This window comes from uncultured Alteromonas sp., assembly GCF_963976965.1.
In the GTDB taxonomy this organism is placed as follows: Bacteria; Pseudomonadota; Gammaproteobacteria; order Enterobacterales; family Alteromonadaceae; genus Alteromonas; species Alteromonas naphthalenivorans.
In genome coordinates this window covers 215309-240702 of record NZ_CAXBMP010000002.1, presented here as the reverse complement: position 1 = coordinate 240702, position 25394 = coordinate 215309, and the positions used below count along the sequence as shown (strand labels likewise).

The window sequence follows — 25394 nt, the reverse complement described above, 5'->3', positions numbered from 1 at the left end:
TCTATAATCCGCGCCGAAATATTCATCAATTACAGAGGCAACGCGTCCCATTGATGGTCGTTGTTTCTGAACAACCAGGTAAAGCAATATGTTGGTCCTTCGAGGCGCTCCCGCACTATCAGAGTTTCACCAAACTAAACTGATTGCAAAGCTGGGTCAATCCGGCATTAAGGTGAAAAACCTATATAGCGAATATATTCACCTTATCGATTCAGAAGGTGAACTCTCGCAGCAGCAATTAGAAATACTTAAAAAGCTGCTTACCTACGGGCCTGCCCGACAAACCCAAACGCCAACTGGCAATCTCTTCGTGGTAACACCCCGACCAGGCACCATCTCTCCTTGGTCTACCAAAGCAACTGATATCGCAAACAATTGTAGTCTGAACACGATTAATCGTATAGAGCGAGGCTGTGCTTTTTATATAGAAGCAGCGCAACCGCTTAGCGATGCTGACTATAGTCTTCTTGCTGCCCACTTGCATGATCGCATGACGGAAACTGTTTTTCCTAATACAGCAGCGGCAGAAGTATTGTTTGCACATACTAAGGCGAAAACCTTTACATCAGTAGCGATACTCGAAGATGGCAAGCAAGCGCTTGTGGATGCCAATATTCAACTTGGTTTAGCACTGGCTGATGATGAAATAGAGTATTTATTCGAAAGCTTTACGCGTTTGGCGCGCAATCCTACCGACGTAGAGCTTTACATGTTTGCGCAAGCGAACTCTGAACATTGCCGCCATAAGATTTTCAACGCCAGTTGGACCATCGACGGTCAAGAGCAAGAAAAATCCTTGTTCAAAATGATCAAGAACACATTTGAAGTGTTACCCGATCATGTTTATTCGGCCTATAAAGACAACGCTGCTGTTATGTCTGGATGGGAAGCAGGGCGTTTCTTCCCGAACCCACAAACTCATCAATATGAATACCATCATGAGAATATCGATATTCTGATGAAGGTAGAAACCCATAACCACCCAACCGCTATTTCACCTTTCCCAGGTGCGGCAACAGGCTCAGGTGGTGAAATTCGTGATGAAGGTGCTACCGGTCGTGGTTCTAAGCCAAAAGCAGGTTTGGGTGGTTTTAGTGTGTCTAACTTACGTATTCCAGGGTTAGAACAGCCGTGGGAAAAAGACTACGGTAAACCACAACGTATCGTGAGCGCGTTAGATATTATGCTAGATGGCCCACTAGGTGGCGCTGCATTTAATAATGAATTTGGTCGTCCGAATTTGCTTGGTTATTTCCGTACCTACGAGCAAGAAGTGAATAGCTTTAATGGCGTTGAAGTACGTGGTTACCACAAGCCTATTATGCTTGCTGGTGGCTTAGGTAATATTCGCCGTGAGCATATTGAAAAAGGCGAAATTACCGTAGGTGCCAAACTTATCGTACTTGGCGGCCCTGCAATGAACATTGGCCTTGGTGGGGGCGCAGCTTCTTCCATGGCATCAGGTCAGTCAAATGAAGATTTAGACTTTGCTTCGGTACAGCGTGAAAACCCAGAAATGGAGCGTCGTTGCCAAGAAGTTATTGATGCGTGCTGGCAGTTAGGTGATAACAATCCTATCCAGTTTATTCACGATGTGGGCGCGGGTGGTTTATCGAACGCGCTGCCTGAATTAGTTAACGATGGCGGACGTGGCGGTAAGTTTGAACTGCGTAATGTATTATCTGACGAACCAGGTATGACACCACTAGAATTATGGTGTAACGAATCACAAGAACGTTACGTGATGTCAGTAGCACCAGAAAACATGCCGGTGTTTGAGGCGATTTGCGCCCGTGAACGCGCACCTTACGTTGTAGTAGGGGAAGCCACTGCTGAACAAGAATTGAATGTAAACGACAGCCAATTCGATAACCAGCCTATAGACATGCCCCTTGATGTGTTACTTGGCAAACCGCCTAAAATGCATCGCGATGTGACAAGTAAACCATTAGAAACCACAAGCTTTAATGAAAGCGACATTACATTGGCCGATGCGGCATCACGTATATTGTCGCTACCTACTGTGGCGGAAAAAACTTTCCTTATTACTATTGGCGATCGCTCGGTAACAGGTTTGGTTAACCGAGATCAAATGGTTGGCCCTTGGCAAGTACCTGTAGCCGATGTGGCGGTTACCGCCACTGCTTTTGATACTTACCACGGTGAAGCCATGGCGATGGGTGAAAGAACCCCCGTTGCCTTGTTATCTCATGGTGCGTCAGCGCGTTTAGCCGTAGGTGAAGCGTTAACCAATATTGCCGCAGCGAACATTGGCGATTTAACCCGTATTAAGCTTTCAGCAAACTGGATGGCAGCGGCAGGTCACCCTGGTGAAGACGCTGGGTTGTATGAAGCGGTAAAGGCCGTGGGTGAAGAGCTTTGTCCTGAATTGGGATTAACCATTCCGGTAGGCAAAGACTCCATGTCGATGAAAACTGCATGGCAAGAGGAAGGCGAAGATAAAGCGGTAACATCACCGTTATCGTTAGTGATTTCTGCTTTCGGTGCAGTAAAAGATATTCGTAAAACGGTCACACCAGAGCTTCGCACCGATAAGGGTGACAGCCAACTATTACTCATCGATTTAGGTGAAGGCAAAAACCGCCTTGGCGCGAGTTGTCTTTCACAAGTGTACGAGCAATTAGGTGATGCTCCTGCAGATGTGGTTTGTGCGCAACGTTTGAAAGCCTTCTTCAATGCGGTACAAACGCTAATAGAGAAACAACTGGTAGTGGCTTACCACGACCGTTCTGATGGTGGACTATTCACCACGGTAGCTGAAATGGCCTTTGCCGGTAAAACCGGTGTAAGTGTTGCGCTAGACGGCATTTCAGGTTCAGAAGCGAGTTCAGACTTATCTGTGTTGTTTAACGAAGAGCTTGGTGGCGTACTTCAAGTGTTAGACAAAGACATAGAGGAGATTAATGCGGTACTCGCGTCTTTCGATTTAACGGATATTAGTCATTACATCGGTACGTTAAATACCACCGACACCATTGAATTTACCCGTGACAACGTGGCAGTGCTAAACGATAGCCGCGTAGCCATGCGTACCACGTGGGCCCAAACCACTTTGGCAATGCAAAAACTTCGCGATAACCCAGTATGTGCTGAACAAGAACATGCCGCTAAGCAAGATGCTGCCGATCCAGGTTTACATGCTGCGCTAACCTATAACGTAAATGAAGATATTGCTGCGCCATATATCGCGAAAGGTGTGCAGCCTAAAGTCGCCATCTTACGTGAACAAGGCGTAAACTCGCACCTTGAAATGGCTGCTGCATTTAATCGCGCTGGTTTTAACGCTGTTGATGTACACATGAGCGATATCTTAGCCGGTAAAGTCACTCTTGATGACTTCGCCGGTTTAGCTGCTTGTGGTGGTTTTTCTTACGGTGATGTACTTGGAGCCGGTGAAGGGTGGGCGAAATCAATCTTGTTCAACGAGCTTGCACGGGATCAATTCGCTGCCTTCTTCGACCGTAACAGTACCTTTAGTTTAGGGGTTTGTAACGGTTGCCAAATGCTGTCTAACTTGAAGTCACTTATTCCTGGTACTGAACATTGGCCGCACTTTGTTGCTAACCAATCGGCACGTTTCGAAGCCCGTGTAGCCATGGTAGAAGTGACTAAATCTGCCTCTGTGTTGTTGCAAGACATGGCCGGTTCACGCATGCCAATTGCTGTATCACACGGTGAAGGGCAAGCAGAGTTTGCAAGCGACAGCGCGCTTTCGTCTGTAGCATCGCAAGTGGCACTTCGTTATGTTGATAACTACGGCCAACCTACTATGCAATACCCAGCTAACCCGAATGGTTCGCCTGAAGGTATCACTGGGCTAACCTCTAGTGATGGACGAAGCACCATAATGATGCCGCACCCTGAGCGCGTGTTCAGAGCGGTGGCAAACTCATGGCGTCCAGACGATTGGCAAGAAGATGGTGCGTGGATGCGCATCTTTAGAAATGCCCGTCGTTTTGTAGGATAAAAACGCGCTTAAGCTTAGTAGAGGTAAGATGTTCTTATCTCTACTTTTTACTTAAATGAGCGTAAAGCGTGTCAATAGATTGGCAAAGTGTCAAAAAATTGTACTGAGGGCTTGTCTTCGATAAGTCACTGATCTATTGTAGTGCAATGCAGGGATTGCAGACAGGTTACAGGAGTTTGTTTTAAGGGTTGTACCAACAAAAAATATTGTTGGTGTTGATAACAAGAGACGACGAATGAATCGTTCATCAAAAGGGTTTGGCTTAACCGGAGTAGCCATAGCGGTTGTGCTGATGTTTGTTACTGCTGTTTTCAGCAGTTCAGCTAAATCTGCCGACGTTACTTCAACGCTAGTTGTGCAGTCTTCAGTTAAGTAGTCTGAAAGTGAAATTCTAACGCCAGTATCTGTTGTCAGATACTGGCGTTAATCACTCAGCTTTACCAATTCATTTTACCTATCTTGCGCTATTAGCCTTTTCTATTTTTCTCTCTGTTGATCAATTTCTGATCGGGATGTTTCTTCAACAATACATACGTAGCTGCAAACCCACCGTGCATAGGCTGCGCCGTGTGGTAGGCAATGACCTCTTCTAACTCAAGCAACCAGTGATTAACAAAGCTTTTCTTGTAAGCAGGAAAAGGTTTACTCTCTTCACCCTTGCCGTGCTTAATCAATAATGCCCTTACACCCCGTTTATGTGAGTCGGTTATCGCTTTGTATAGTGCATCTCTACTTTGCTCAATCGTCATGCCACTGAGAGAAAGGGTTTCTTCTAATGGGTATTTACCCATGCGTAATTTTTTGAACACACCGTCTTGAATACCCGGTTGTTGGAACAAAATGAAATCGTCAGGCTTTACCGGTGTTATCCCTTCTAAGCTTAGCGGGCTTTTCAGCTTTTCCCGTTCACTGCGTTGACGCGCAGCACGCCGCTTTTTTTCAGCTATCGCATTCTCTGTATCATGCAGCAATGCTTTATTTGAAGGTTTAATAGGTTTTACATCTTGCATCTCTGCAAAGAATGAATGTAAATCATCATTGGTTTCAATATCAGTCATAATTTTCTCCAACACTCAACGAAGCGTCACTGCCATGAATGTATTCGCTACGCCAATACTACTTTATAACGTTGGCCTGAGTGAGCACTGTCTTACTAAGAATCAATATGGGGCTGTTTGTTGAATTTTCTATGCTCATATATCATGGGCTAATCTTAAAGTAGCATCATTTTAAAAGCTGAAGTCGAGATAGTTTTTAATTATTGGCGATTGAATCTTATACGTCGCAAATTTACCGATGGGTTACTATTAGTAGAAGTGGCTTAAAAGTAGTTTAGAGGTAAACCAACCACAGGGACAGGTATGAATACAATGAGTCGAATGATCACTATTATAGTGTTTAGCTTGAGTGTCATGCTGCCAAGTATGGCGCAAACCAATGATAATGAGCCAAAACAGGTTATTGCTACGAAGGTCGCGCCGCCGTTTGTCATTAAAAATGAAGACGGTTCTTTTGAAGGTATAAGTATTGCACTTTGGGAACAAATTGCAGAATTAACGTCTACCGATTATGTGTTGACCGAAGCTTCACTGGTTGAGCTGGTGGAGGGAGTAGAAAATGGTCGTTTTGATGCATCTGTTGCTGCGCTTACCGTAAATTCGCAGCGAGAGTCGGTTATCGATTTTACGCATCCTTTTTATACTACAGGGTTGGCTATTGCGGTGCCTAGTGAAGGTAATCGTTGGATGTCAGCCGTTAAAGGTTTTTTCAGCTGGGAATTTTTAGTTGCACTTTCAGCTTTGTGCGGGTTGCTGCTCGCGGTAGGGGCGTTACTGTGGCTGTTTGAAAGAAAGCGCAACGCCGAGATGTTTGGCGGCTCAACCCAGCAAGGTTTAGGTGCTAGCTTTTGGTGGGCGGCGGTGACAATGACCACAGTAGGGTATGGCGATAAAGCCCCTGTTACCCTTGGTGGAAGGGTAATCGGTTTTATATGGATGTTTGCAGCGATCATTTTAATCAGTAGCTTTACCGCTGCAATTGCCACAAGCCTTACTGTTAGCCAACTATCTTCGAGCGTTAAAGGGCTTGAGGACTTACCTAATGTGCGGGTGGCTACATTGGCAAACTCTGCAAGTAGTGTATTTTTACGAAAAGAAAATATAGGATTTAAGCGACTTGAAAGCGTTGAAAAAGGTTTGTCACAATTGGCATCAGGCGACCTAGATGCTTTTGTTTACGATAAGCCCATTTTACAGTACTTAACTAAAAACAACTTTGATGACAGTATTCTTATTTTACCCGAGGTTATTGAACGTCAGGACTATGCTATTGCGTTACCAGAAAACAGTGCGCAAAGAGAAAAGATTAATACTGCGTTACTTAGAGTGATAGAGACTGACGAGTGGCAAGAGATAGTAGACCACTATCTTGGGAAATAGCGTTAGGTAAGATTACATTCCGTGACTGCGGTTAAGATTGATGGCGTCCCCAGCTGGAATCGAACCAACATCTAAGCCTTAGGAGGGCCTTGTTTTATCCATTAAACTATGGGGACCTACAAGGCTATTATACGAACTTAATCCGCGAACGGAACCCTTTGGTTTAAAAACCTTTATCTAAGTTTTGTACCCTGCTATAAAGGGTGAGCGGTTGTTTAGTTCTTCTATGTAATTAGTAGACGCTGTAACCGAACTATCGTTTGATAACGAAATCACTCTCTTGAATATTCGCAATAATACCACTGTCTTTATGAATCAATCTTGCAGTATTGCCATAAGCATTTTCAACAACAAATGCACCGGGGTAAATATGGTACTGCAAATAGGCTTTACCGTGTCTGTCGATAATTTCGCTGGTTTGATAGACAAAAAGCTCATCACCATTTTGTATGCCATTATCGCGGCCCAATGATACTGAAATATGCGAACCGGCAACATTAAGCACTCTGCCAGTCATAGGCTGACAGGCAATAGTCTCGTTAATATCAGCGGTTAACTGCTGCATCTGCTTTCTAATTGCATTGCCGTAATCTGTCCGCCAAAAGGTTGACGAAAATTCGTCTACATCGGTAAACCGGTCAAAAGGCCAATTTGCTTCAGTTATGTAATCTTGCTGCAGCAGCAAGCCGCTATTTATACCGTCGAAAACCTTAATGCTTAGCGAAAAGTAACGGGTGGCTTTTTCTTCTTTCCAGAATGCAATCGAAGAAGGGCGTTGTCTTTCAACACTAACGTCATTAATGCTGCCGATTAAAACAAACTGTGCATTTGATTGTTGTGATAATGCGCGCACATTTTCTTCAAGCCCATTAACTCCCCATCGTGTGGTGTGTGGAGCAATGTACGCTAAATTCAAATTCTGCGCCTGCGCCGACATTTCGGTAGCCAGCTTTCTTGTGACTGCCTCGGAAAAGTTAGGGATTTTTCCTTCAACTAAATGATTGCGGTTTTCTACCATGAAGTAACTGGTGGCAATATTTTTATCATACTCAACTGCGGTACATTGTTTAGCCGCAGGAAAGATATCCGCCCTGACGCTTACGGTAACATAGTCGCTATGCCATACTTCATCAGTGAGTTCGAGATGATCCACTTCACCTGAACTACTAATGGTAATGTCTTCACTTTCAAGTAACCCATTTGTGAGCTGCTGAACACTGCTTATCGAGGCACCTGCGAATAACAATGCTTGTTTGAGGGCTTCTTCTGTGGCGTCTCTACGTGCTTTTTCTTTATTACCGTTCACGATAACTGCTTGGCCTTTGGCTTCATACCAAGCGGCATGGCTTTGCCCTGTTGACACTAAAGCAAGGCAAAACAGCGCCATAAAAAAGGCGACCTTGGCGTATCTAGCTTGATATCTTCTTTTCACAGAAGACACGCTAGTTAACGTTAGTTTAGCGAATGTTTGTATGCCAAGCACAGTCTTGTCCTTTTGTTGCAGTGCGATAAGAGGGCACTACATCAGTTAATTTAAGTCAGTATTCTTTTGTATCAGATTCTTTAATCGGTTTTTTTCGACTTTATGTCAATTTTTGCTCCAACTTATAATAAGCGAAATAGATGCCAATGTTTCAAATTTAAAATTTAGGCGTAAACATTGCTTATCCACTAATAGAAAAATTGAGAATGAGGTTTCTCTAATGGTGTTTTTTGAAAAATTGATTCGTAGCCGAGCATGGATGACGATGGCTTTATTTGCTGCACTAACAGGTTTATCAGGATGTAGTCTATTTGTAGACAAACATGTGGAGTGGGAGACGGTTGAGCCAGACAGTTACCCTGTGCTAAGTGCCGTTGGATATGCCCCAATTATGTCGCAACGGGGTGAAAGCGAAACCGTGAAAACCTTGATGGCAATTAAAGCATCAAAACTAGAGGCTTACAGAGAACTTGCAGAGCAGGTGTACGGACAGCGTATTGAAGGTAATCAATCACTGTCTAGCCTTGTGGTGGATAATGAAACCTTGCGGGCTTCTGTAGAGGGCGTTATTAGAGGGGCTAGGGTAATAAAAAGTTACCCCGTGGGTGAAGACACCTATGCCACCGAACTTGAGCTAGATATGCATCGCGTGTACGACATTTATTTGACGACAGCGAAGCCACAAAGAATAAAAGACATCAAATACTATTAAGTATTTCGATGTATGGCTAAATAGCACCCACAAAAAAGCGCGTATTAAACGCGCTTTTTTGTGCTTTTATTGGGGCTTTCGGTAACGAGTGCATTACTTAGGCGCTAATACCTGAACCTAAACGGCCTGCATTTGGCTTACCTTTCTTATCGTAGGTTAACGACTCTTTAGCGCGAACTTCCAACATCAGATTCCGTAAGTGTGTGAGGCGAAGCTGTCCTTGCTCTACGGCTTTCTGATTGATTTGGGTTTTATACTTACAGTCTTCTAACAGACTTTTCGCATTATCCATTAACCCTTGTTCATCTGCACTAATCGTTTCGTCTGTAGTTTGGCGATATAACGCCTCGACTTTTTGGTCCGTAGATTGAATAGACTCTAGTAATTTAGACTTATCTTCTAAAAGACTCATCAAGGTTTCTGCATCTCGTGAGCTAATTAAATGTAATTCTTTTTCCAGCATCAAGCACAGGCCCTCTAAGTTAGTGACCTGTTGTGATAACGCTGAATAAAGATGACTAGTCATAGAAACCTAATTATTTTTGGCCAAAAATCTCACCCTCAAGCTTAGCGATTTTATTCGCTAACACTTCAGGGTTAACTTTGTATTCACCACTTGATATCGCTTTTTTAAGACGATCGACTTTTTCCTGATTTACAGGCGCTTCAGAACCTTTCTTCTGAACTTGATTCAACTGCTGTGCAGACTGAGTCAAGGATACTGAATCTTGTCGTGGTGCTTGAGCAACAGATGCATTGTTAGACGTCGCTTGTTGCTGTTGCGACTGCTGTGCCTGATTCTGTTGCGAAATTTTTGTATTATCAACGGGTGTTTTGGGTAACCCATTGTTTACATTGTTAATTGCCATAATATTTCTCCACTACCTTTTCGCCTCTGTACAAGTTATCGGCACAAACCTTCTTTTCTTTAGGTTTTTATACAACGAAAACGTAGTTTTTTAGCACGCTGAACTACAAGTGTACCACGACTTCTTGAGCGCTGGCGACTTCCGCTATCACGGGCTTTTGGCTACTGGCATTGAGCACCTTTATGGTATCGCCAATAACACCATCTTGTTGTGCTATTCCAGATGTTTTAACCGCCATCCCACCCAATGATGCACGAATGGTAATTCTATCGCCCTTGCACACAAAGCATAGCATATTTGATTGCACAGCTTGGCCATCAACAATTCGACGTTTCATTCGAGCGCCAATCAATGCATCTACATCAGTAAATGCACTGTATCGAAGACGCTTTATATCCACCGATGCCAACGTCAGATTAGATGCAGAAAGCACAGTGCCAGGGCTAACCGCGCCAGAAGTAACCACAATTTCTTTCGTTCTGGTCACTTGGGCGCTGGTAAACAAGTACCAGTCATTATTTGTGCAACTTACCCGTACCGAAACATACGATTGGTTCAAAGATTCATCAGACGCGTGAAATTGAAATCCGGTTGGACACTGAGGAATATTAATTCTTTCGTCTACTTCAGCAATGCTCACAGCAATATCGGTGTTTTCATCGTGTATACTAAGCGCCGACAGCAGGTATTCTTCTGCGCCCTTATTCACTACATCGTGCATTGTTTCAGCGTAACTGTAAGGCGCTAAAGCAACGGTCACCACAACAGTGAAAAGTGGCAGACGAACTCCTGTAAGCCAAGATTTTACGTTTTTTAAATTTTTCATAGTCACTTTTCGTGTTCACTTACTGAGTTATTGTCTATGCTTATAAGACAAATTAGGTTGAGACAATAACTTGCGTACGTCCGTGATTAAGTTGTACATGCAGCGAAACCGTCATTTTTCTGTCGTTTGACCTGCATACATTTAGTGATATTGTCTATTCTCTTTAGTGAAGGCAATGATCATGCCCAGTATTAAAAAGAGGTGAGATATGTCGGGAATTTTAGACTCGGTTAACCAACGAACCCAATTAGTTGGTCAAAACCGTCTTGAGTTATTGTTGTTCAGGCTTAATGGCCGTCAACGCTTTGGTATCAACGTGTTTAAAGTACGTGAAGTGCTCCAGTGTCCACCACTGACTTCAATGCCAAAGTTGAACTCGTTAGTTCGCGGAGTAGCACATATTCGTGGGCAAACTATTTCTGTCATCGATTTAAGCATGGCGACGGGTGGCAAGCGTATTGAAGATTTATCAAATGCGTTTATCGTTATTGCTGAATACAACCGTTCTGTACAAGGCTTTTTAGTGGGCGCTGTTGAGCGCATCATTAATACCAACTGGGATGCCATCATGCCGCCTCCCCAAGGGACAGGCCGAGCAAGTTACTTAACCGCTGTTACTGAAGTAGAAAACGAATTAATTGAAATTCTCGACGTAGAAAAAATCCTCAATGAAATTTCACCGCTAAATGCAGAAGTAAGCGCAGATGTTGCCGAAGGGCTAACTACGGAAGGTAAGGAAGATAAAATTATCTTCATTGCTGATGATTCAGCTGTGGCAAGAAATCAAGTTAAAAAAGCGCTAACCTCACTTGGGTTAGAAATTGAGCTGGCAAAGAATGGTTTAGAAGCGTTAAACCGCTTGAAGGAAATCGCTGAAGAATATGGTGATATTACCAAGCGAATTGGGGTGCTAGTGTCTGACATAGAAATGCCAGAGATGGACGGTTACACCCTTACGGCGGAAATTAAAAATACACCAGAACTTCAAAAGCTTCATGTTGTACTTCACACATCTTTAAGTGGCGTATTCAATCAAGCCATGGTTCAGAAAGTGGGAGCGGACGACTTTATTGCGAAATTTCACCCCGATGAACTAGCAACAGCAGTTCAGAAGTGGTTAATGACGGATTGTGAATAACGGAGCGGTAGGGGTTGGATAATAAAAGTGTGTCGCCGGCAAGCTATGAAAAGTTTCGGCACTTCCTCGAGAAACAATGTGGAATAGTACTCGGGGAAAACAAGCAATACCTTGTAAGAAGCAGGCTTGCGTCGTTGTTATATAAGCATGACTATGACAGTACTGATGCGCTTATTGATGTAGTAGTAAAAGGTTACGATCGTAACCTTTTACAAAGCGTCATTGATGCGATGACCACAAACGAAACGTTGTGGTTTAGAGATACTTATCCGTTTGAGTTGCTACAACGCGATTTACTTCCTCAACTTGCAACGAAAAATCAAAAGCTAAGAATTTGGAGTGCAGCTTGTTCGTCTGGACAAGAGCCTTATTCTATTGCTATGTCGATATTAGAGTTTCAAAAACAGCGACCCGGATTGCTTAGGCAAGGGGTTGAAATTATAGCCACTGACCTTTCTTCTGAAATGCTCAGCAAGTGTAGCCAAGGGCTATACGATGAACTTTCGCTTGCTAGAGGGTTATCGCCACAACGTAGGGCTATGTTTTTCCAACCTCATGAAAGTGGGCAGATGCAGGTTAAGCCAGAAGTGCGCAACATGGTTTCATTCAGAAGTTTGAATTTGTTAACTTCCTATGCAGCACTTGGCCGCTTCGACATCGTTTTTTGCCGCAATGTGCTGATTTATTTTTCGGCAGATGTGAAACAAAAGATACTGCAACAAATTGCCGGACAGCTGCAACCTGCCGGTGTCCTTTTCCTTGGCGCGTCTGAATCTATCAGTGCGGCAAGCGATACGTATGCCATGATTAAATGTAATCCTGGCTTGTACTATCAAAAGAAATAAATACCTAAAATACTGAATTTATTAAAATATTTAAATTCCCCTCTATTTCTTTTCTCATTTTTATACAGTGCCAATCTTCAGGTTGGCATCTGCCTTGCTAGTAAAATCCTATAACAGATAATTCGTCATTATTTACTGATGGCGTATTTCCGGAATTTCGCAGCGAGGAGTTTTCAATATGGCCATAAATCTCGACAAGTTAGTCGGGTTTCATCAGTCGGCGTTAGCAATACGCACCGACAGGATGGAAGTCATCTCTGGAAACCTAGCGAACGCCAATACCCCTGGTTATAAGGCGAAAGACATCGACTTTAATAAAGCGATGGAGTCAGCCATGAGCGCCCAAGATGGGCAGCACAAATTGGGCGGTGGAAGCTTAGTAAGAACTCACGATAAACACATAGGTGGCGATGTATCGTCGGTTGCATCAAATTTTGAAATGCAATACCGCATACCCACTCAACCGGATACCGGAGACGGCAATACGGTTGAAGTACAGGCAGAACGTAACCGCTTTTTAGATAACGGTTTACGTTACCAAGCCACACTTGAGTTTATTAACGGTAAAGTTAAAGGTATGAAAAAAGCCCTTAGTTCTGGAGGCCAGTAATCATGAGCTTATTTAATGTGATGTCAATTTCCAGTACCGGTATGGAAGCTGAAAATGTTCGTTTAAACACCACCGCTAGTAACATTGCTAACGCGAATTCGGTAAGCAGTAGTTATGACGAAACGTATCGTGCAAGACACCCAGTGTTTGCCGCTGAGTTGCAGCGCGCCATGGGCGACCAAAGCAAGGGTGTGGGTGTTGAAGTTAAGGGAATTGTAGAAAGCGATGCGCCATTGCAAGTGGAGTATGCTCCGCATAACCCAATGGCTGACGAAGAGGGTTATATCTATAAGCCTAACGTCAACATCGTGGAAGAAATGGCAAATATGATGTCGGCATCAAAAGCCTATGAAACCAACGTTCAGGTTGCAGATACCACGAAAAAGATATTTCGTCGGGTTCTGCAGCTAGGGCAAGGGCAATAAGTTGCCGCGTAGGTAATGTGAGGAAAATACTGTGACCACAATTAACAACACTACTGGCCTGAACAACGAACTCTACTGGCAAGAAGAGACGGTTCCGGTTGTCGATGGAACAGAGCAACAGCTTTCGCAAGAAGACTTTTTTGCCATGTTAACCGAGCAATTAGCGAATCAGGATCCTACTAAACCCGTAGATAACGATCAGATGGTGGCGCAAATGACGTCATTCACTATGGCTGATGGTATTTCTCAGTTGAATGATAAATTTGAGTCATTCGCCGCCTCGATGACATCTAACCAGGCATTACAAGCATCTAGCTTGATAGGTCAGAACGTATTGGTGCAGGGCAACGTAGGGCACATGTCTAGCGACGCTGCAGGCGTATCGGGTGTTGTGGTCAATGAGCAAAGTGTACAAAACATGACGATCACTGTTGAAAATCAATACGGTGAAGTGATTAAGACCATTGATGCTGGCACACAAGCCGCTGGCAACATTCAATTTGAATGGGATGGCAAGGATACTCAAGGCAACGATATGCCAGCGGGTGACTACGTAATTAGCGCTACAGGCGAATTAAACGGTGAAGGCGTTCAATTGAATACTGCCATTAACCGTCATGTAGGAAGTGTTAGTTTGGCCGGCAGTGGTCAGGGCGTAATTTTAAATTTAGATGGCGAAGTCAGCATTAGTCTTGATGACGTTATTCAAATCGGCAGTTAGCAGGAGAAAGAAGCATGTCTTTTAATATTGCACTAAGTGGCGTAGCTGCCGCACAAAAAGATTTAGATGTAACCGCGAATAACATCGCAAACGTAAATACGGTTGGCTTTAAAGAGTCTCGCGCTGAATTCGGCGACGTGTACGCCACATCACTATTGGCTGGAAGTAAAACCAAAGTGGGCGACGGTGTTTTGACACAAGATGTGGCCCAGCAGTTTTCGCAAGGTAGCTTGCAGTTCACCAATACTGCACTTGATTTGGCGATTACTGGGAATGGTTTCTTTGCCACCGTGCCTGATGAAACCTCACGAGACTTCTCGTTTACCCGTGCCGGTCAATTCAAGTTAGATGACGACAACTACGTGGTTAACAGTAACGGCGACTTACTTTTAGGTTTCCCTGTTAATTCAGACTCTACCAGTTCATCGGTTGCATTGAGTACTACAGAGCCAGTGCAAATCCCAGATTCATCAGGTTCTCCAGCACAAACCTCAGAAGTTGATATCCGTATGAACTTACCTGCTAGTGAGCAGGGGTTAGATCCAGCCGCATTTGATCCACAAGATCCACTTACCTACAACGCGGCAACCTCGGTAACGGTTTATGACTCACTAGGCGACAGCCACGTGATGACTTATTACTTCGTTAAAGATGTGGCGGCAGACAATGAATGGTATGTGGCGACAGCGGTAGACGATCAACTTACTGATTTAGTGAATTCTACCGGTACTGATTCCGATCCAACTACAGCGGTAAACTCGCTGGGTACTAACACGGGTAACGGCGTTACAGCAGCTAAGCTTGTGTTTTCTCAAGGTGGTGACTTTATTGGTATTGAATCACCAGATGGCATTCAAACTACCGATTACAAGTTAACGACTGAAGCGCTAGGTTCTGCATTATCAAATGGGGCGGATGCGACTCAACAAATAGGGATCGATTTTAACTTAGACCCTTCAAATGCTACCACGGTGGAACCTACGCAATACGCATCAGCATTCGAAGTGACGTCATTAGAGCAAGATGGTTTGCCTGTTGGTCGTTTGACGGGTATTGATATTGGCCCAGACGGCTTGGTTCGAGCGACGTTCTCAAACGGTACGTCAGAACCTATCGTGCGTGTGGCCTTAGTGAGATTTGCTAATGAGCAGGGCTTAACGCAGCAAAGCAGCACTGAGTGGAAAGAAAGTATCCTATCTGGTGAAGCATTGGCGGGTGAAGCGACGACGGGGACTTTCGGTGAAATTAACTCATCAGCCCTTGAACAAGCCAACGTTAACCTAACCACTGAGCTTATCGATATGATTATTGCACAGCGGAACTTCCAGGCTAACTCTCGAGCACTCGAAGTGAATAACTCGCTTAACCAGACTATCCTGAACATCCGATAAACATTGACGTTTAACTAGCAAAAACCGCAACTTTAGTTGCGGTTTTTTTGTATCCACTTCTATTTGTGCATGTTGGCACTGGGATTGCAAAACCTGTATATGGTTTAACCAGAGTCAAAAGTCAGTCATGGACAAACTTCTCTACATTGCTGCCAGTGGTGCATCTCAAGACCTTTTAGGTACTGGGCTTCGTGCCAATAACTTGGCTAACGCGCAAACAACTGGGTTTAGAGCTCAGTTAGAACAGGCAAGGTCAATGCCTGCCTACGGCGAAGGTTTGCCGTCTCGCGTTTTTTCAATGACCGAAAGTCCGTCAAACAACTATGAATCAGGTCCTATGATTCAAACGGGTCGTGATTTAGACGTTGCGATACAAGGCGATGGCTGGTTTGCCGTTCAAGATGACAATGGGCAAGAAGCCTATTCTCGTGACGGTAACTTTAAGCTTGGTGACGACGGTATTTTGACAGATGTGCACAATCGCCCCGTTTTAGGCGATAACGGTCCAATTTTCCTTCCTGTGCCGCTAGATAATTTAGATATCGGTATGGACGGCACGTTGTCAATGAGACAGCTTGGCGCGCCAGAAAATGTAATTGAAGATGTTGGCCGGTTGAAACTGGTTAAGCCGAACTATGCCGATATGGAACGAGGCACTGATGGTTTATTTAGAATGGAAGACGGCACGGTAGCCCCAGCAAGTGCTGGTGTGAAAGTAATGTCTGGCATGTTGGAAGGCTCGAACGTGAATGCCGTTGACGAAATGGTCAATATGATAAGCCTTCAGCGCCACTATGAGCTTCAAGTGAAGATGATGAAGCAAGCTGATGAGCTAGATGCTCGCGGCAACCAATTACTGCGCATTCTATAGAATAGTTAACAATTTTGTTATACGAACTTTAAAGGTTAGGAGGTCGCCATGCACCCAGCATTGTGGATAAGTAAAACAGGTCTTGATGCCGCACAAACAGATGTCGCGGTGGTATCGAACAACCTGGCTAACGCATCAACGGTAGGCTTTAAAAAAGACAGAGCAATTTTTGAAGATTTGCTTTATCAGAATATAAACCAACCTGGTGGCCGCTCATCAGCTGATACCGAATTACCTTCTGGCCTTATGTTAGGTTCTGGTTCAAAGGTGGTATCAACACAAAAAGCACATACCCAAGGCAACTTGCTAACCACGGATAATGCGTTAGATATGTCTATTCAGGGGCGCGGTTATTTTGAAATATTGCAGCCTGACGGCACCATTGCCTACTCAAGAAATGGTCAGTTTTCAATGAACGATCAAGGTCAGATAGTGACTTCTGGCGCGGGTTTTTTACTCCAACCTGAAGTGGCAATTCCAGAGGATGCGCAGCAAATTACCATTTCACAAGACGGTGAAATTAGCGTGTCAATTCGTGGTCAAGCCGAGCCGCAAGTGCTTGGCCAAATGAACCTATCAGACTTCATTAACCCAACTGGCCTTCAGCCTATAGGACAGAACCTCTACGTTGAAACCGCATCAAGTGGCGCACCTATTCAAGGTGTGCCAGGCCTTCAAGGTATAGGCACTATTGCACAAGGTACGCTAGAAACCAGTAACGTGAATGTGACCGAAGAGCTGGTTAATTTGATTGAAAGTCAACGTTTGTACGAGATGAACTCGAAAGTGATTTCGTCGGTGGATCAGATGCTTGGGCAAGTCATTCAGCAACTTTAGTGAGTAATGTTATGCGAATTCTCGGACTCTTTCTTTCAGTGACAATAATGGCAGGTTGTGCAAGCACTAACCAGCCACCGGTTCAAGCAAACGACCCGTCGTTTGCCCCAGTGGTACCTGATTATCCTCGCGAGAAGATTGTAGAAGATGGTTCGCTGTTCCGCTCTTATATGGCTAATAGCTTATACTCAGATATGACGGCTAGACGGGTTGGCGACATTATTACCATTACGTTAAGTGAAAATACCAACGCGAGTAAATCAGCGGGTACATCTACATCAAAAGACACCACGGTTGATTTAGATACAATCACCGGATTAGGCGGGCAAGCGTTAAATATTGGCGGCCAATCTGTTCAGCTTGGCGTTAGTTCTTCAAACGACTTCGCAGGTGATGCCGCAACAAATCAAAGCAATAGTTTATCGGGAAATATCTCGGTCACCGTAGTGGAAGTGCTGCCCAATGACAATTTGGTTATTCGCGGCGAAAAGTGGCTTACCTTAAATCATGGCGATGAATATATTCGTTTAACGGGCATTATTCGCTTATCTGACATTAGCCCCGAAAATGAAGTGCTATCGACCAAAATCGCCAACGCCAGAATTCAGTACAGCGGAACGGGCTCATTTGCCAGTGCGCAAGAGAAAGGCTGGCTAACGAAGTTTTTCACATCATCATGGTGGCCGCTTTAAGCGGGGCTAGGAGAATCATTATGCGTTTGTTTTCAGTGGTACTTATCGCATTAACATTGGTGTTGTCTAACAATGCTAATGCACAACGCATCAAAGACTTGGCAAGTATCCAAGGGGTGAGAAGTAACCAATTAGTAGGTTATGGTCTAGTGGTAGGTTTACCTGGCACCGGCGAGCAAAGTCCTTTCACCGAGCAAAGCTTCCGTACCATGTTAAGTAACTTCGGTATTAGCTTAGACTCCAACACCAAACCGAAAATTAAGAACGTGGCAGCCGTGGCTGTTCACGCAGAATTGCCGGCTTTTACTAAGCCAGGGCAAACCATTGATATTACCGTGTCGTCAGTAGGTGAAGCGAGTAGTTTGCAAGGCGGCACGCTTCTACAAACGTTTCTTCGCGGGGTAGATGGCAAAGTGTATGCAGTAGCGCAAGGTAGCTTGGTAGTGAGTGGCTTTGGTGCTCAAGGTGGCGATGGTTCGCGAATTGTGGTGAATACGCCTACTGTTGGTCGTATTCCAAATGGTGCCATGGTTGAGCAAACCGTACCAAGCGGTTTTGCCAATGGCGATTCATTAACACTGAACTTGCATTACCCTGATTTTTCAACAGCAAAGGCATTAGCTGATGTGATTAATGAGCGATTAGGCGCACAGCCAGAAAAAGGGTATTCCATAGCAACGCCCATTGATGCCGCGTCAGTACGTGTATCAGCGCCACGAGATGTTGGTCAGCGAGTGGGCTTTTTGGCCACACTAGAAAATTTTGAATTCACGCCGGCTGATGCGCCTGCGCGGGTTGTCATCAATAGTCGTACCGGTACGATTGTGATTGGTCGAGACGTGCGTCTACTGCCAGCCGCTATTACCCATGGTGGATTAACGGTGACAATTTCAGAAAACCAACAAGTTACCCAACCTAATGCGTTTGCAGATGGTGAAACGGTGGTAACGACACAGTCGATTGTAGATGTGGATTTATCAGACAGTCGCATGTTTTCTTTTGAACCGGGAGTGACACTTGATCAGCTAGTGCGAGCGGTTAATGAAGTGGGTGCTGCACCTGGTGATTTAATGGCGATTTTAGAAGCATTAAGGCAGGCCGGTGCGTTACATGGTGAATTGGTGATCATCTAATGGAAGCATTCAGCTCAAAAAATCAGCTTGATATGGCACGCAATGTTCACGATCTTGGCAGTATTAATAAAATGCGCGAGGCCATTGCTTCGGGTGATGAAAGTGTATTGCAAGAAGCGGCTGAACAATTTGAAGCCATATTTGTGCAAATGATGCTGAAGTCGATGCGTAAAGCGCAAGACGCCCTAGCAGATGAAGACAGCCCGTTCAATTCTCAACAAGTTAAATTTTATCGCGACATGCACGACCAACAGCTTGCAACCGATTTAACGGCAGGTGGCGGTATGGGGTTGGCTGACATTATCGTTAAACAAATGGGCCAATCCGAAGACAGTTATTTACCTGCCAGCGTTATTCGTAGTGATGGTAACTTGAATTCGTTGAACCGCGACCGTGTTGTCGCTGTAGAGCAAGCGCAAGAAACCGTGCTCGCTTCTGAATCTAAAGGGGTGAAATCAGCCGCAAAAGACAGCATGTTCGATACCCCTGAAGATTTTGTTGAAACTCTGCGCCCCTACGCTGAACAAGTGGCTGAAAAGTACGGTATGGATGCTAAAGCCATTATCGCGCAGGCTGCGGTCGAAACAGGTTGGGGTAAGTTCGTTATTCACAATGCCGACGGTGAAAGTTCGCACAATCTTTTTGGTATTAAAGCGAACTCGAAGTGGGAAGGCGAGCAAGCGGTTGTCGACACACTTGAATTTAATAGCGGTATTCCACAAAAGCAAAAAGCAGCTTTTCGTTCTTATGCGTCATTGGAAGAGGCGGTTAATGACTACGGTCGTTTTATTACCACTCAGCCCCGTTATCAGCAAGCGGTGGAACGAGCCTCAGATGCACACAGTTATACGCGAGAACTACAAAGCGCTGGATATGCTACGGATCCTAACTACGCCAGTAAAATCATGGCGGTTTACCACAGCGATAGGCTTAACGGCTTAATGCCGTAAGAAGAGGGGTTTAATATATGAGCGCAGTTGATTTATTTTCCCTAGCCACCAGTGGTGTAAACGCCAGTAGTAAGCTTTTACAAACTACCAGTAATAATATTGCCAATGTAAATACGCCTGGGTACGTACGTGAACGCACCGAGCTGGTTAACAGTGATGTATTCGGTGTTGAAATCGGAAATACAGAGCGAATTATAAATGTATTTGCGCAAAACCAGCTTCGCCGCGATATAACTTCGGTAGGTGAGCTAGAGGCTTTTTCTTCCAAAACTTCAGCGATTGATACCCTTTTAGCCAGTGAGGCAAACTCTTTATCTAAAGGCATTAGTGACTATTTTGCAGCGGTACAAACTGCCTCAGACGACCCCACAAACTTAGCGTCTCGTGAACAGGTATTAGGGAAATCAGAGTCGCTGTATCAACGTATGAAAACCCTGTCAGATTACATGGTGGAAAAGGAAGAAGAGTTTAACCTTGAAGTCACCTCTTTGGTGAACAGAACCAATAGCTTGATTAGCTCTATTGGCGAACTCAACAAAAACATCGTGATTGCCAAAGGAAACAACACTAGCGACGAACCCAGCGCATTAATGAATAAACGAGATGCCGCCGTCGAAGAGCTTGCCTCTATTATGGCTATCGATGTGAAAGACAGTCAAAGTCAAAACGGTGCGATTACCGTGAATTTGACCACCGGCGAATCGCTAATACTAGAAAACGGTGCATTTAATTTATTTGAAGTGAGCACCAGTGCAGACCTAACCACTAAAGAACTGAAGTTAGAAACAGATTTTGGTTCGCAAACAAAGAACGATGCCACTATTCGTGTTGTAGAAAGTGACTTAGGTGGCAGTTTAGGTGGGTTATTTCGCTACAGAAATGAAGTGCTTGGCAGCGCAATGCGTGATGTAGGCCAGCTTTCTGTTGCTTTTGCTGATGCCGTGAATGCTCAAAATAAGCTGGGAATGGATTTAGATGGTCAGCTAGGCAGTAACATTTTTGATATTCCTACTTTCAGAGGCTTAGAAACAGAGGATACCAGCGGAGACTATCAAGTAGTCGGACAGCTTATAGCTGGAAAGGGCGCAGAGCTCACCGATGCTGATTATCAAATTGAGGTTACTGCAGTAGCGGGTGGTGTTCCCAGCGAGATAGAAGTTACTTTCTTAAACCCAGACGGAACCCCTAAAAAAGATGGCTCTGGAAATGATCTTGTCTATTCAAACTATACGGTGACGAGTGGGTTCAATGAATTACCAGGGGGCATTGAAGTAGAGTTTGGTGGTACAGCAACTTATGCTGTTGGCGATGAATTTTTGATGCGACCTACAAAAACGATTGCATCGTCCATTGAGTTAGCTACCAATAGACCTGAAGATCTGGCGTTCGCTGCTCCGGTAAGAGCACAAGCGGATGCAACAAATTTAGGTAGTGCTAATGTTAGTGCAATAGCAATAACTAACACAGAAGTCGGCGGTGGTACTGAACAATCTGCATTTGACGGTGCAGGTGGAATACATAATTTATCAAGTTCTCCTAGTGGTACTGTTGGAGCACCATCACAAATCGTCTTTACCGCAGAAGATAGTTACCAAGTGCTTGACGGAGAAACCCCTCCAAATGTGATCACAAATGTCACAGGTGCAACTAACTTAAACAATTTATTAGCACAGGCTGAATCTAGCGGGAGCGGCCCCGCTTGGCCTGCAGCGTTTTCGGCACTGGATGACTACCCAGGTTATGACATTAGTTTAGATGGCGTACCTAAAGCAGGTGATAGTTTTACTATTAGTTACAACACTGATGGTTTCAACGACAACAGTAATGCACTTGAGATCGCAGCGTTGCAGAATGAGAACCTCGTGCAAGTGAGCAGTGAATCAACCAACCAGCAACGTACTTTTCAAGATGCCTATGCATCTATGGTAGGGCGGATTGGTGAAGACGCAGCCATGGCTGACATTTCGTTAACTGCAGCAGAGGCAATGAAAACCCAATCAGAAAATTGGTTTGAGTCAGTATCTGGAGTAAGTCTAGATGAAGAGGCGGCAAACCTGGTTAAGTTTCAGCAGTCTTATTCTGCCGCAGCACGAATTTTAAGTACAGCGCAAGAGTTGTTTGATACTATTCTAAGTGCGGCGAGGTAACAGATTATGCGTATATCGACGAGTCAAGTTTACGACCAAAGCATTCGCTCCATTATGGAAAACCAAGAAAATTTGGTTAAAACGCAAGAGCAGTTAGCGACGGGTAAGCGGATCATTACGCCGGCAGACGATCCTGTGGGCGCTGCAAAGGTACTGCGCTTGACCGAAGAGCTTGATGGGCTGACGCAATTTCAACGAAATAATGATTTGGTAACAGGCTCTTTAGAACAGCAAGAAGCAGTGCTAACGAATATTACTAATTCGATTAACCGTGCTAGAACATTAGTCGTTCAAGCAGGCTCGGGTATTCTTGATGACCCTGACAAACGCGCTATCGGGGCTGAGTTAGAACAAATTAAGTTGGAAATATTCGACTTAATGAATACGCAAGATGCCGATGGCAATTACATGTATGCAGGTTATCAATCTGCGAACCAAGCCTTTACCTACAACCCCGCATCATCAGGAAATGCCATTACATTTTCAGGTGATGCAGGTGTAAGTTTTATTCAGTTATCGTCTAGCTCAAAGATACAATCTACCAGCAACGGTTATGAAGTTTTTGAGAACGTACTATCCCGTTTTGATTTCTCAGTAACCGGCAGTACAGTAGCCGATTTACAAAACACAGTGGTAAAAGAACAAGGTACGTTTGATACCTTTTTCAATAAGAATTATGACCCAGTGACCAGTGCTAATAATGACTATCAAGTGGAGTTTTTAGCATCGGGAGAAGCACAGTTAACTAATACAGGCACAGGTGCAGTTGTGGGAACGGTTGGCTACACTTCCGGTAGCCCATTTACTATCAAGGGTATGCAGTTTGAAGCGAGTGCTGCCGTTGGCGATACCATTAATTTTTCTTTGGATGCGCCTGAGAAAAAGAGTATGGCTCAATCGCTTCATGAAATTCAAACCATACTTATGGATAGCACCATTGATGATAGTGCGCTGCAAGAAGCCATTGCCGACTCATTAGTTGGGTTAGATAATGGGTTAGAAAAAATATCTCTAGAACGCGCCTCTATAGGTAGCCGTCTAAATATCGCTGAATCGACTTACGAAAGTAACCTTGATATGGAAATTGCAGCAAAGGCATCCCGTTCATCAATCCAAGATGTTGATTATGCAGAGGCCTCTACGGAATTTGCCAAACAAGAAACGGCACTCAATGCGGCATTGGCTACTTTTCCGCAAGTGTCTAATTTATCCCTGTTTAACTTCATTTAATAGGCTATTCATCCCTGACAATGTAGCAAGATATACTCGGGTTTGGTTATCGATATGATCTGAGTAATAAGAGACATACAGCGTGTCGTCTTGCCATACTAACCCCGGGTAACTATTGTCTCCTTTACTCGGTAAGGTCATCAGAAGTTTCAGCGAATAGTCAGTTGATGAAAGTAACCAAATTGCCGTTGTCAGACTTTTACCATCCCAGTTTCTGCCTGCTACCACATACGTATTTTCGGTAAGTGATAACATAACCGGCCCTCCAACGTACTGTTTCAAATCGTGCCATTTCCAATTGGTATAGGGCGGAGATGAGACACCTAGTTTGGCGCTGAAACTATCAGCATCTCGGCGTACAATCGCCGTTGCTTTATCAGTATCATCAAACAATATATGACTTTCATTTGGGTAGCCAAATGAGTGCTTCTCAAAAGAAATAGCGCCTTTCTTTTGAAGGTAAAGTTGTTTGCGTGGGTTGCCTACATACAAATCAATTCTTTGACTTTTGCGGTTATAGGCAAAACCATAAGCTTTGTCCTTGTTCCATGTGATGCGCCAAAGCCACCAACCGGAATGCCCAAAAAAATGAGGTGTTGACCAAGAATCTCCCGTGGTAGAAAAGTAACTCACCATTTTAGTAGTTACCGCGCCCGTATTTGCGTCTTTGTGCTTAGCGTAGGCTGTGATGATTAACTTTCGTCCATCAAAACAAAATTTTGGATCGCGTAAATCCCAAGAGGGTAGTGCCAGTCGCTGGTAAGTTTTCGCCCCTGAATCAATATTCTCTTTGCAGACAATTACAACGCCATCTGGGCTTATATGGTTCAAGGCTCGTCGATAGCAGCACAGTAGTGATTTGCGACTATTGTCGAAGGGATTTTCGATTAAATCAGTAAACGCGCAGTGCTCACCTTCCGATGAAATTCGCTCAACCGCGTTAATCTTCAAATTTATATTCACGCTAATACCCTTTTAAAAACCGTCTGTTATGTAATTTTAAACGGCAATTTTATACCGCACTACGGCAATTTTTGTAAATAATTCTAAAGGGAACTGCTGTTATGTCGATACAAACACTGAGAGAGCCAGTTCATCATTACCCCTCAGGTATTGGTGACTATTAAAATTGTAATAGCCGGATCCCCGGCAGCCAGCTCACGCTGGACTGAGAGTGTAGGAGAGACTTTATGTCTATGTTCGTCAATACCAATGTTTCCTCATTGAATGCTCAGCGTCAATTATTTGATGTAAGCAATTCTTTGGGTACGTCTTTTGAGCGTCTGTCTTCGGGTTTCCGTATAAACAGTGCTGCAGATGACGCCGCAGGTCTACAAATCACCGACCGAATGACTTCACAAGTTCAAGGTCTTAACCAAGCGGTACGTAACGCTAACGATGCGATCTCACTATCGCAAACTGCTGAAGGTGCGTTGTCTGAAACGACGACTTCTCTTCAACGTATTCGTACACTAGCAATTCAATCACAGAACGGTATCAACAGCTCTGCTGACCGTGTAGCACTTCAAAAAGAAGTATCTGCATTAAGAACTGAAATATCGCGTATTTCAACAACGACTCAGTTCGCTGGTGTAAATATATTGTCAGGTGACTTCTCTGCCAAGTTCTTGGTAGGTGCAAACGCTGGTCAAACGATTTCTGTAAACCTCTCATCGCAACCATTGGCAAATGCTGGTGTTAACGGTTTCAGTGCGACTGGCTTGGGAATTACAGGTGGCACCAATAACGTACTTACCAGTGAAAACGCATCAAGCATGCTAGCTAGTGTAGATACGGCTATTTCAGCGGTAGGTGGCCTTCGTGCTGACCTAGGTGCGCTTCAAAACCGTTTCCAGTCTACTATTCGTAACTTAAGTAACATCTCTGAAAACGTATCTGCGGCACGTTCGCAAATCAAAGATACTGATTTTGCCACAGAGACTGCTAACTTGACCCGTAACCAGATTCTACAGCAGGCGAGCACTACCGTGTTGTCTCAGGCGAATCAGCGTCCACAGGCGGCACTACAGCTTCTAGGTTAATACTCTAGTTGATAATAGTGAGAGAATGGGGCCAGGAGGTAGTGAA

At 44.3% G+C, this 25394-nt stretch carries 24 protein-coding genes and 1 tRNA gene; 18 read left to right on the top strand and 7 right to left on the bottom strand.

Annotated elements, in window-relative coordinates:
* Window positions 1–88: 88 nt before the first annotated feature.
* Entirely contained in the window at window positions 89–3988 is a 3900-nt protein-coding gene (purL, locus tag AAC006_RS02820; RefSeq protein ID WP_338454098.1) for a phosphoribosylformylglycinamidine synthase, read from the top strand.
* A gap of 235 nt (window positions 3989–4223) precedes the next feature.
* Window positions 4224–4364 (top strand): hypothetical protein, encoded by a 141-nt coding sequence (locus tag AAC006_RS02815; protein WP_013785166.1) that lies wholly within the window; start codon window positions 4224–4226, stop codon window positions 4362–4364.
* Window positions 4365–4455: 91 nt separating this feature from the next.
* Here the strand turns inward: AAC006_RS02815 and smrA are convergent, their stop codons facing one another.
* Complete coding sequence (gene smrA / locus AAC006_RS02810) at window positions 4456–5046, bottom strand: DNA endonuclease SmrA (protein WP_013785165.1); 591 nt, start codon at window positions 5044–5046, stop codon at window positions 4456–4458.
* Between the two features lie 312 nt (window positions 5047–5358).
* Between smrA and AAC006_RS02805 the strand changes: the two genes are divergently transcribed.
* Window positions 5359–6426, top strand: a complete 1068-nt coding sequence (locus tag AAC006_RS02805) for a transporter substrate-binding domain-containing protein (RefSeq protein ID WP_338454100.1) — start codon at window positions 5359–5361, stop codon at window positions 6424–6426.
* 41 nt (window positions 6427–6467) lie between these two features.
* Here AAC006_RS02805 and AAC006_RS02800 read toward each other — a convergent pair.
* Both AAC006_RS02800 and AAC006_RS02795 read right to left on the bottom strand, forming a co-directional pair.
* Window positions 6468–6542, bottom strand: a tRNA-Arg gene (locus AAC006_RS02800).
* A gap of 137 nt (window positions 6543–6679) precedes the next feature.
* Window positions 6680–7813: a flagellar assembly protein FlgT gene (locus tag AAC006_RS02795; RefSeq protein WP_260563424.1), complete on the bottom strand. Its 1134-nt coding sequence runs from the start codon at window positions 7811–7813 to the stop codon at window positions 6680–6682.
* A 355-nt stretch (window positions 7814–8168) separates the two neighbouring features.
* Between AAC006_RS02795 and AAC006_RS02790 the strand changes: the two genes are divergently transcribed.
* Window positions 8169–8621 carry an LPP20 family lipoprotein gene (locus AAC006_RS02790; protein WP_126872082.1) on the top strand — a complete coding sequence of 151 codons (453 nt, stop codon included), beginning with the start codon at window positions 8169–8171 and terminating at the stop codon, window positions 8619–8621.
* Between the two features lie 97 nt (window positions 8622–8718).
* On the opposite strand, the gene flgN is transcribed toward AAC006_RS02790, so the two are convergent.
* The 3 genes from flgN to flgA all read right to left on the bottom strand — a co-directional run bounded on the left by flgN (window position 8719) and on the right by flgA (window position 10316).
* Window positions 8719–9147 (bottom strand): flagellar export chaperone FlgN, encoded by a 429-nt coding sequence (flgN, locus tag AAC006_RS02785; protein WP_126872018.1) that lies wholly within the window; start codon window positions 9145–9147, stop codon window positions 8719–8721.
* 10 nt (window positions 9148–9157) lie between these two features.
* On the bottom strand, window positions 9158–9490 hold the full coding sequence (gene flgM / locus AAC006_RS02780; protein WP_126872017.1) for a flagellar biosynthesis anti-sigma factor FlgM: 333 nt from the start codon (window positions 9488–9490) through the stop codon (window positions 9158–9160).
* 103 nt (window positions 9491–9593) lie between these two features.
* On the bottom strand, window positions 9594–10316 hold the full coding sequence (gene flgA / locus AAC006_RS02775; protein ID WP_013785153.1) for a flagellar basal body P-ring formation chaperone FlgA: 723 nt from the start codon (window positions 10314–10316) through the stop codon (window positions 9594–9596).
* A gap of 208 nt (window positions 10317–10524) precedes the next feature.
* On the opposite strand from flgA, the gene AAC006_RS02770 reads away from it, so the two are divergent.
* The 13 genes from AAC006_RS02770 to flgL all read left to right on the top strand — a co-directional run bounded on the left by AAC006_RS02770 (window position 10525) and on the right by flgL (window position 23306).
* Window positions 10525–11454 carry a chemotaxis protein CheV gene (locus AAC006_RS02770; protein WP_013785152.1) on the top strand — a complete coding sequence of 310 codons (930 nt, stop codon included), beginning with the start codon at window positions 10525–10527 and terminating at the stop codon, window positions 11452–11454.
* Window positions 11455–11468: 14 nt separating this feature from the next.
* Window positions 11469–12299: a protein-glutamate O-methyltransferase CheR gene (locus AAC006_RS02765; RefSeq protein ID WP_126872016.1), complete on the top strand. Its 831-nt coding sequence runs from the start codon at window positions 11469–11471 to the stop codon at window positions 12297–12299.
* 178 nt (window positions 12300–12477) lie between these two features.
* A complete protein-coding gene (gene flgB, locus AAC006_RS02760; RefSeq protein ID WP_013785150.1) occupies window positions 12478–12909 on the top strand; it encodes a flagellar basal body rod protein FlgB in 432 nt (143 codons plus the stop codon).
* Between the two features lie 2 nt (window positions 12910–12911).
* Window positions 12912–13334, top strand: coding sequence for a flagellar basal body rod protein FlgC (gene flgC, locus AAC006_RS02755; RefSeq protein WP_126872015.1), 423 nt, complete (start codon window positions 12912–12914; stop codon window positions 13332–13334).
* 31 nt (window positions 13335–13365) lie between these two features.
* Window positions 13366–14055 (top strand): flagellar hook assembly protein FlgD, encoded by a 690-nt coding sequence (flgD, locus tag AAC006_RS02750; protein WP_013785148.1) that lies wholly within the window; start codon window positions 13366–13368, stop codon window positions 14053–14055.
* Between the two features lie 14 nt (window positions 14056–14069).
* Window positions 14070–15446 (top strand): flagellar hook protein FlgE, encoded by a 1377-nt coding sequence (flgE, locus tag AAC006_RS02745; RefSeq protein ID WP_126872014.1) that lies wholly within the window; start codon window positions 14070–14072, stop codon window positions 15444–15446.
* A gap of 127 nt (window positions 15447–15573) precedes the next feature.
* Window positions 15574–16317 carry a flagellar basal body rod protein FlgF gene (locus tag AAC006_RS02740; protein WP_013785146.1) on the top strand — a complete coding sequence of 248 codons (744 nt, stop codon included), beginning with the start codon at window positions 15574–15576 and terminating at the stop codon, window positions 16315–16317.
* Between the two features lie 48 nt (window positions 16318–16365).
* On the top strand, window positions 16366–17154 hold the full coding sequence (flgG, locus tag AAC006_RS02735) for a flagellar basal-body rod protein FlgG (RefSeq protein ID WP_013785145.1): 789 nt from the start codon (window positions 16366–16368) through the stop codon (window positions 17152–17154).
* Between the two features lie 11 nt (window positions 17155–17165).
* The gene (flgH, locus tag AAC006_RS02730) at window positions 17166–17846 is read left to right on the top strand and encodes a flagellar basal body L-ring protein FlgH (protein ID WP_126872013.1); all 681 of its coding nucleotides are present in this window, start codon (window positions 17166–17168) and stop codon (window positions 17844–17846) included.
* A gap of 20 nt (window positions 17847–17866) precedes the next feature.
* On the top strand, window positions 17867–18979 hold the full coding sequence (locus AAC006_RS02725; RefSeq protein ID WP_057793370.1) for a flagellar basal body P-ring protein FlgI: 1113 nt from the start codon (window positions 17867–17869) through the stop codon (window positions 18977–18979).
* Window positions 18979–19929, top strand: coding sequence for a flagellar assembly peptidoglycan hydrolase FlgJ (gene flgJ / locus AAC006_RS02720; protein ID WP_126872012.1), 951 nt, complete (start codon window positions 18979–18981; stop codon window positions 19927–19929). The genes AAC006_RS02725 and flgJ overlap by 1 nt, the downstream gene beginning before the upstream one ends.
* A gap of 17 nt (window positions 19930–19946) precedes the next feature.
* Window positions 19947–22076, top strand: coding sequence for a flagellar hook-associated protein FlgK (gene flgK / locus AAC006_RS02715; protein WP_126872011.1), 2130 nt, complete (start codon window positions 19947–19949; stop codon window positions 22074–22076).
* A gap of 6 nt (window positions 22077–22082) precedes the next feature.
* Entirely contained in the window at window positions 22083–23306 is a 1224-nt protein-coding gene (gene flgL, locus AAC006_RS02710; protein WP_126872010.1) for a flagellar hook-associated protein FlgL, read from the top strand.
* Here flgL and AAC006_RS02705 read toward each other — a convergent pair.
* Window positions 23283–24269: a hypothetical protein gene (locus AAC006_RS02705; protein ID WP_126872009.1), complete on the bottom strand. Its 987-nt coding sequence runs from the start codon at window positions 24267–24269 to the stop codon at window positions 23283–23285. The genes flgL and AAC006_RS02705 overlap by 24 nt on opposite strands.
* 227 nt (window positions 24270–24496) lie before the next feature.
* Between AAC006_RS02705 and AAC006_RS02700 the strand changes: the two genes are divergently transcribed.
* The gene (locus AAC006_RS02700) at window positions 24497–25348 is read left to right on the top strand and encodes a flagellin (RefSeq protein ID WP_126872008.1); all 852 of its coding nucleotides are present in this window, start codon (window positions 24497–24499) and stop codon (window positions 25346–25348) included.
* Window positions 25349–25394 lie beyond the last annotated feature (46 nt).

Coding starts and splice junctions, on each gene's coding strand:
- purL (WP_338454098.1), top strand. CDS start 89: ATGTTGGTCCTTCGAGGCGCTCCCGCACTATCAGAGTTTCACCAAACT.
- flgE (WP_126872014.1), top strand. CDS start 14,070: ATGTCTTTTAATATTGCACTAAGTGGCGTAGCTGCCGCACAAAAAGAT.
- flgB (WP_013785150.1), top strand. CDS start 12,478: ATGGCCATAAATCTCGACAAGTTAGTCGGGTTTCATCAGTCGGCGTTA.
- AAC006_RS02770 (WP_013785152.1), top strand. CDS start 10,525: ATGTCGGGAATTTTAGACTCGGTTAACCAACGAACCCAATTAGTTGGT.
- flgN (WP_126872018.1), bottom strand. CDS start 9,147: ATGACTAGTCATCTTTATTCAGCGTTATCACAACAGGTCACTAACTTA.
- flgL (WP_126872010.1), top strand. CDS start 22,083: ATGCGTATATCGACGAGTCAAGTTTACGACCAAAGCATTCGCTCCATT.
- flgH (WP_126872013.1), top strand. CDS start 17,166: ATGCGAATTCTCGGACTCTTTCTTTCAGTGACAATAATGGCAGGTTGT.
- AAC006_RS02805 (WP_338454100.1), top strand. CDS start 5,359: ATGAGTCGAATGATCACTATTATAGTGTTTAGCTTGAGTGTCATGCTG.
- flgC (WP_126872015.1), top strand. CDS start 12,912: ATGAGCTTATTTAATGTGATGTCAATTTCCAGTACCGGTATGGAAGCT.
- smrA (WP_013785165.1), bottom strand. CDS start 5,046: ATGACTGATATTGAAACCAATGATGATTTACATTCATTCTTTGCAGAG.
- flgA (WP_013785153.1), bottom strand. CDS start 10,316: ATGAAAAATTTAAAAAACGTAAAATCTTGGCTTACAGGAGTTCGTCTG.
- AAC006_RS02790 (WP_126872082.1), top strand. CDS start 8,169: ATGACGATGGCTTTATTTGCTGCACTAACAGGTTTATCAGGATGTAGT.
- AAC006_RS02740 (WP_013785146.1), top strand. CDS start 15,574: ATGGACAAACTTCTCTACATTGCTGCCAGTGGTGCATCTCAAGACCTT.
- flgG (WP_013785145.1), top strand. CDS start 16,366: ATGCACCCAGCATTGTGGATAAGTAAAACAGGTCTTGATGCCGCACAA.
- flgM (WP_126872017.1), bottom strand. CDS start 9,490: ATGGCAATTAACAATGTAAACAATGGGTTACCCAAAACACCCGTTGAT.
- AAC006_RS02815 (WP_013785166.1), top strand. CDS start 4,224: ATGAATCGTTCATCAAAAGGGTTTGGCTTAACCGGAGTAGCCATAGCG.
- flgJ (WP_126872012.1), top strand. CDS start 18,979: ATGGAAGCATTCAGCTCAAAAAATCAGCTTGATATGGCACGCAATGTT.
- AAC006_RS02725 (WP_057793370.1), top strand. CDS start 17,867: ATGCGTTTGTTTTCAGTGGTACTTATCGCATTAACATTGGTGTTGTCT.
- AAC006_RS02795 (WP_260563424.1), bottom strand. CDS start 7,813: ATGGCGCTGTTTTGCCTTGCTTTAGTGTCAACAGGGCAAAGCCATGCC.
- AAC006_RS02700 (WP_126872008.1), top strand. CDS start 24,497: ATGTCTATGTTCGTCAATACCAATGTTTCCTCATTGAATGCTCAGCGT.
- flgK (WP_126872011.1), top strand. CDS start 19,947: ATGAGCGCAGTTGATTTATTTTCCCTAGCCACCAGTGGTGTAAACGCC.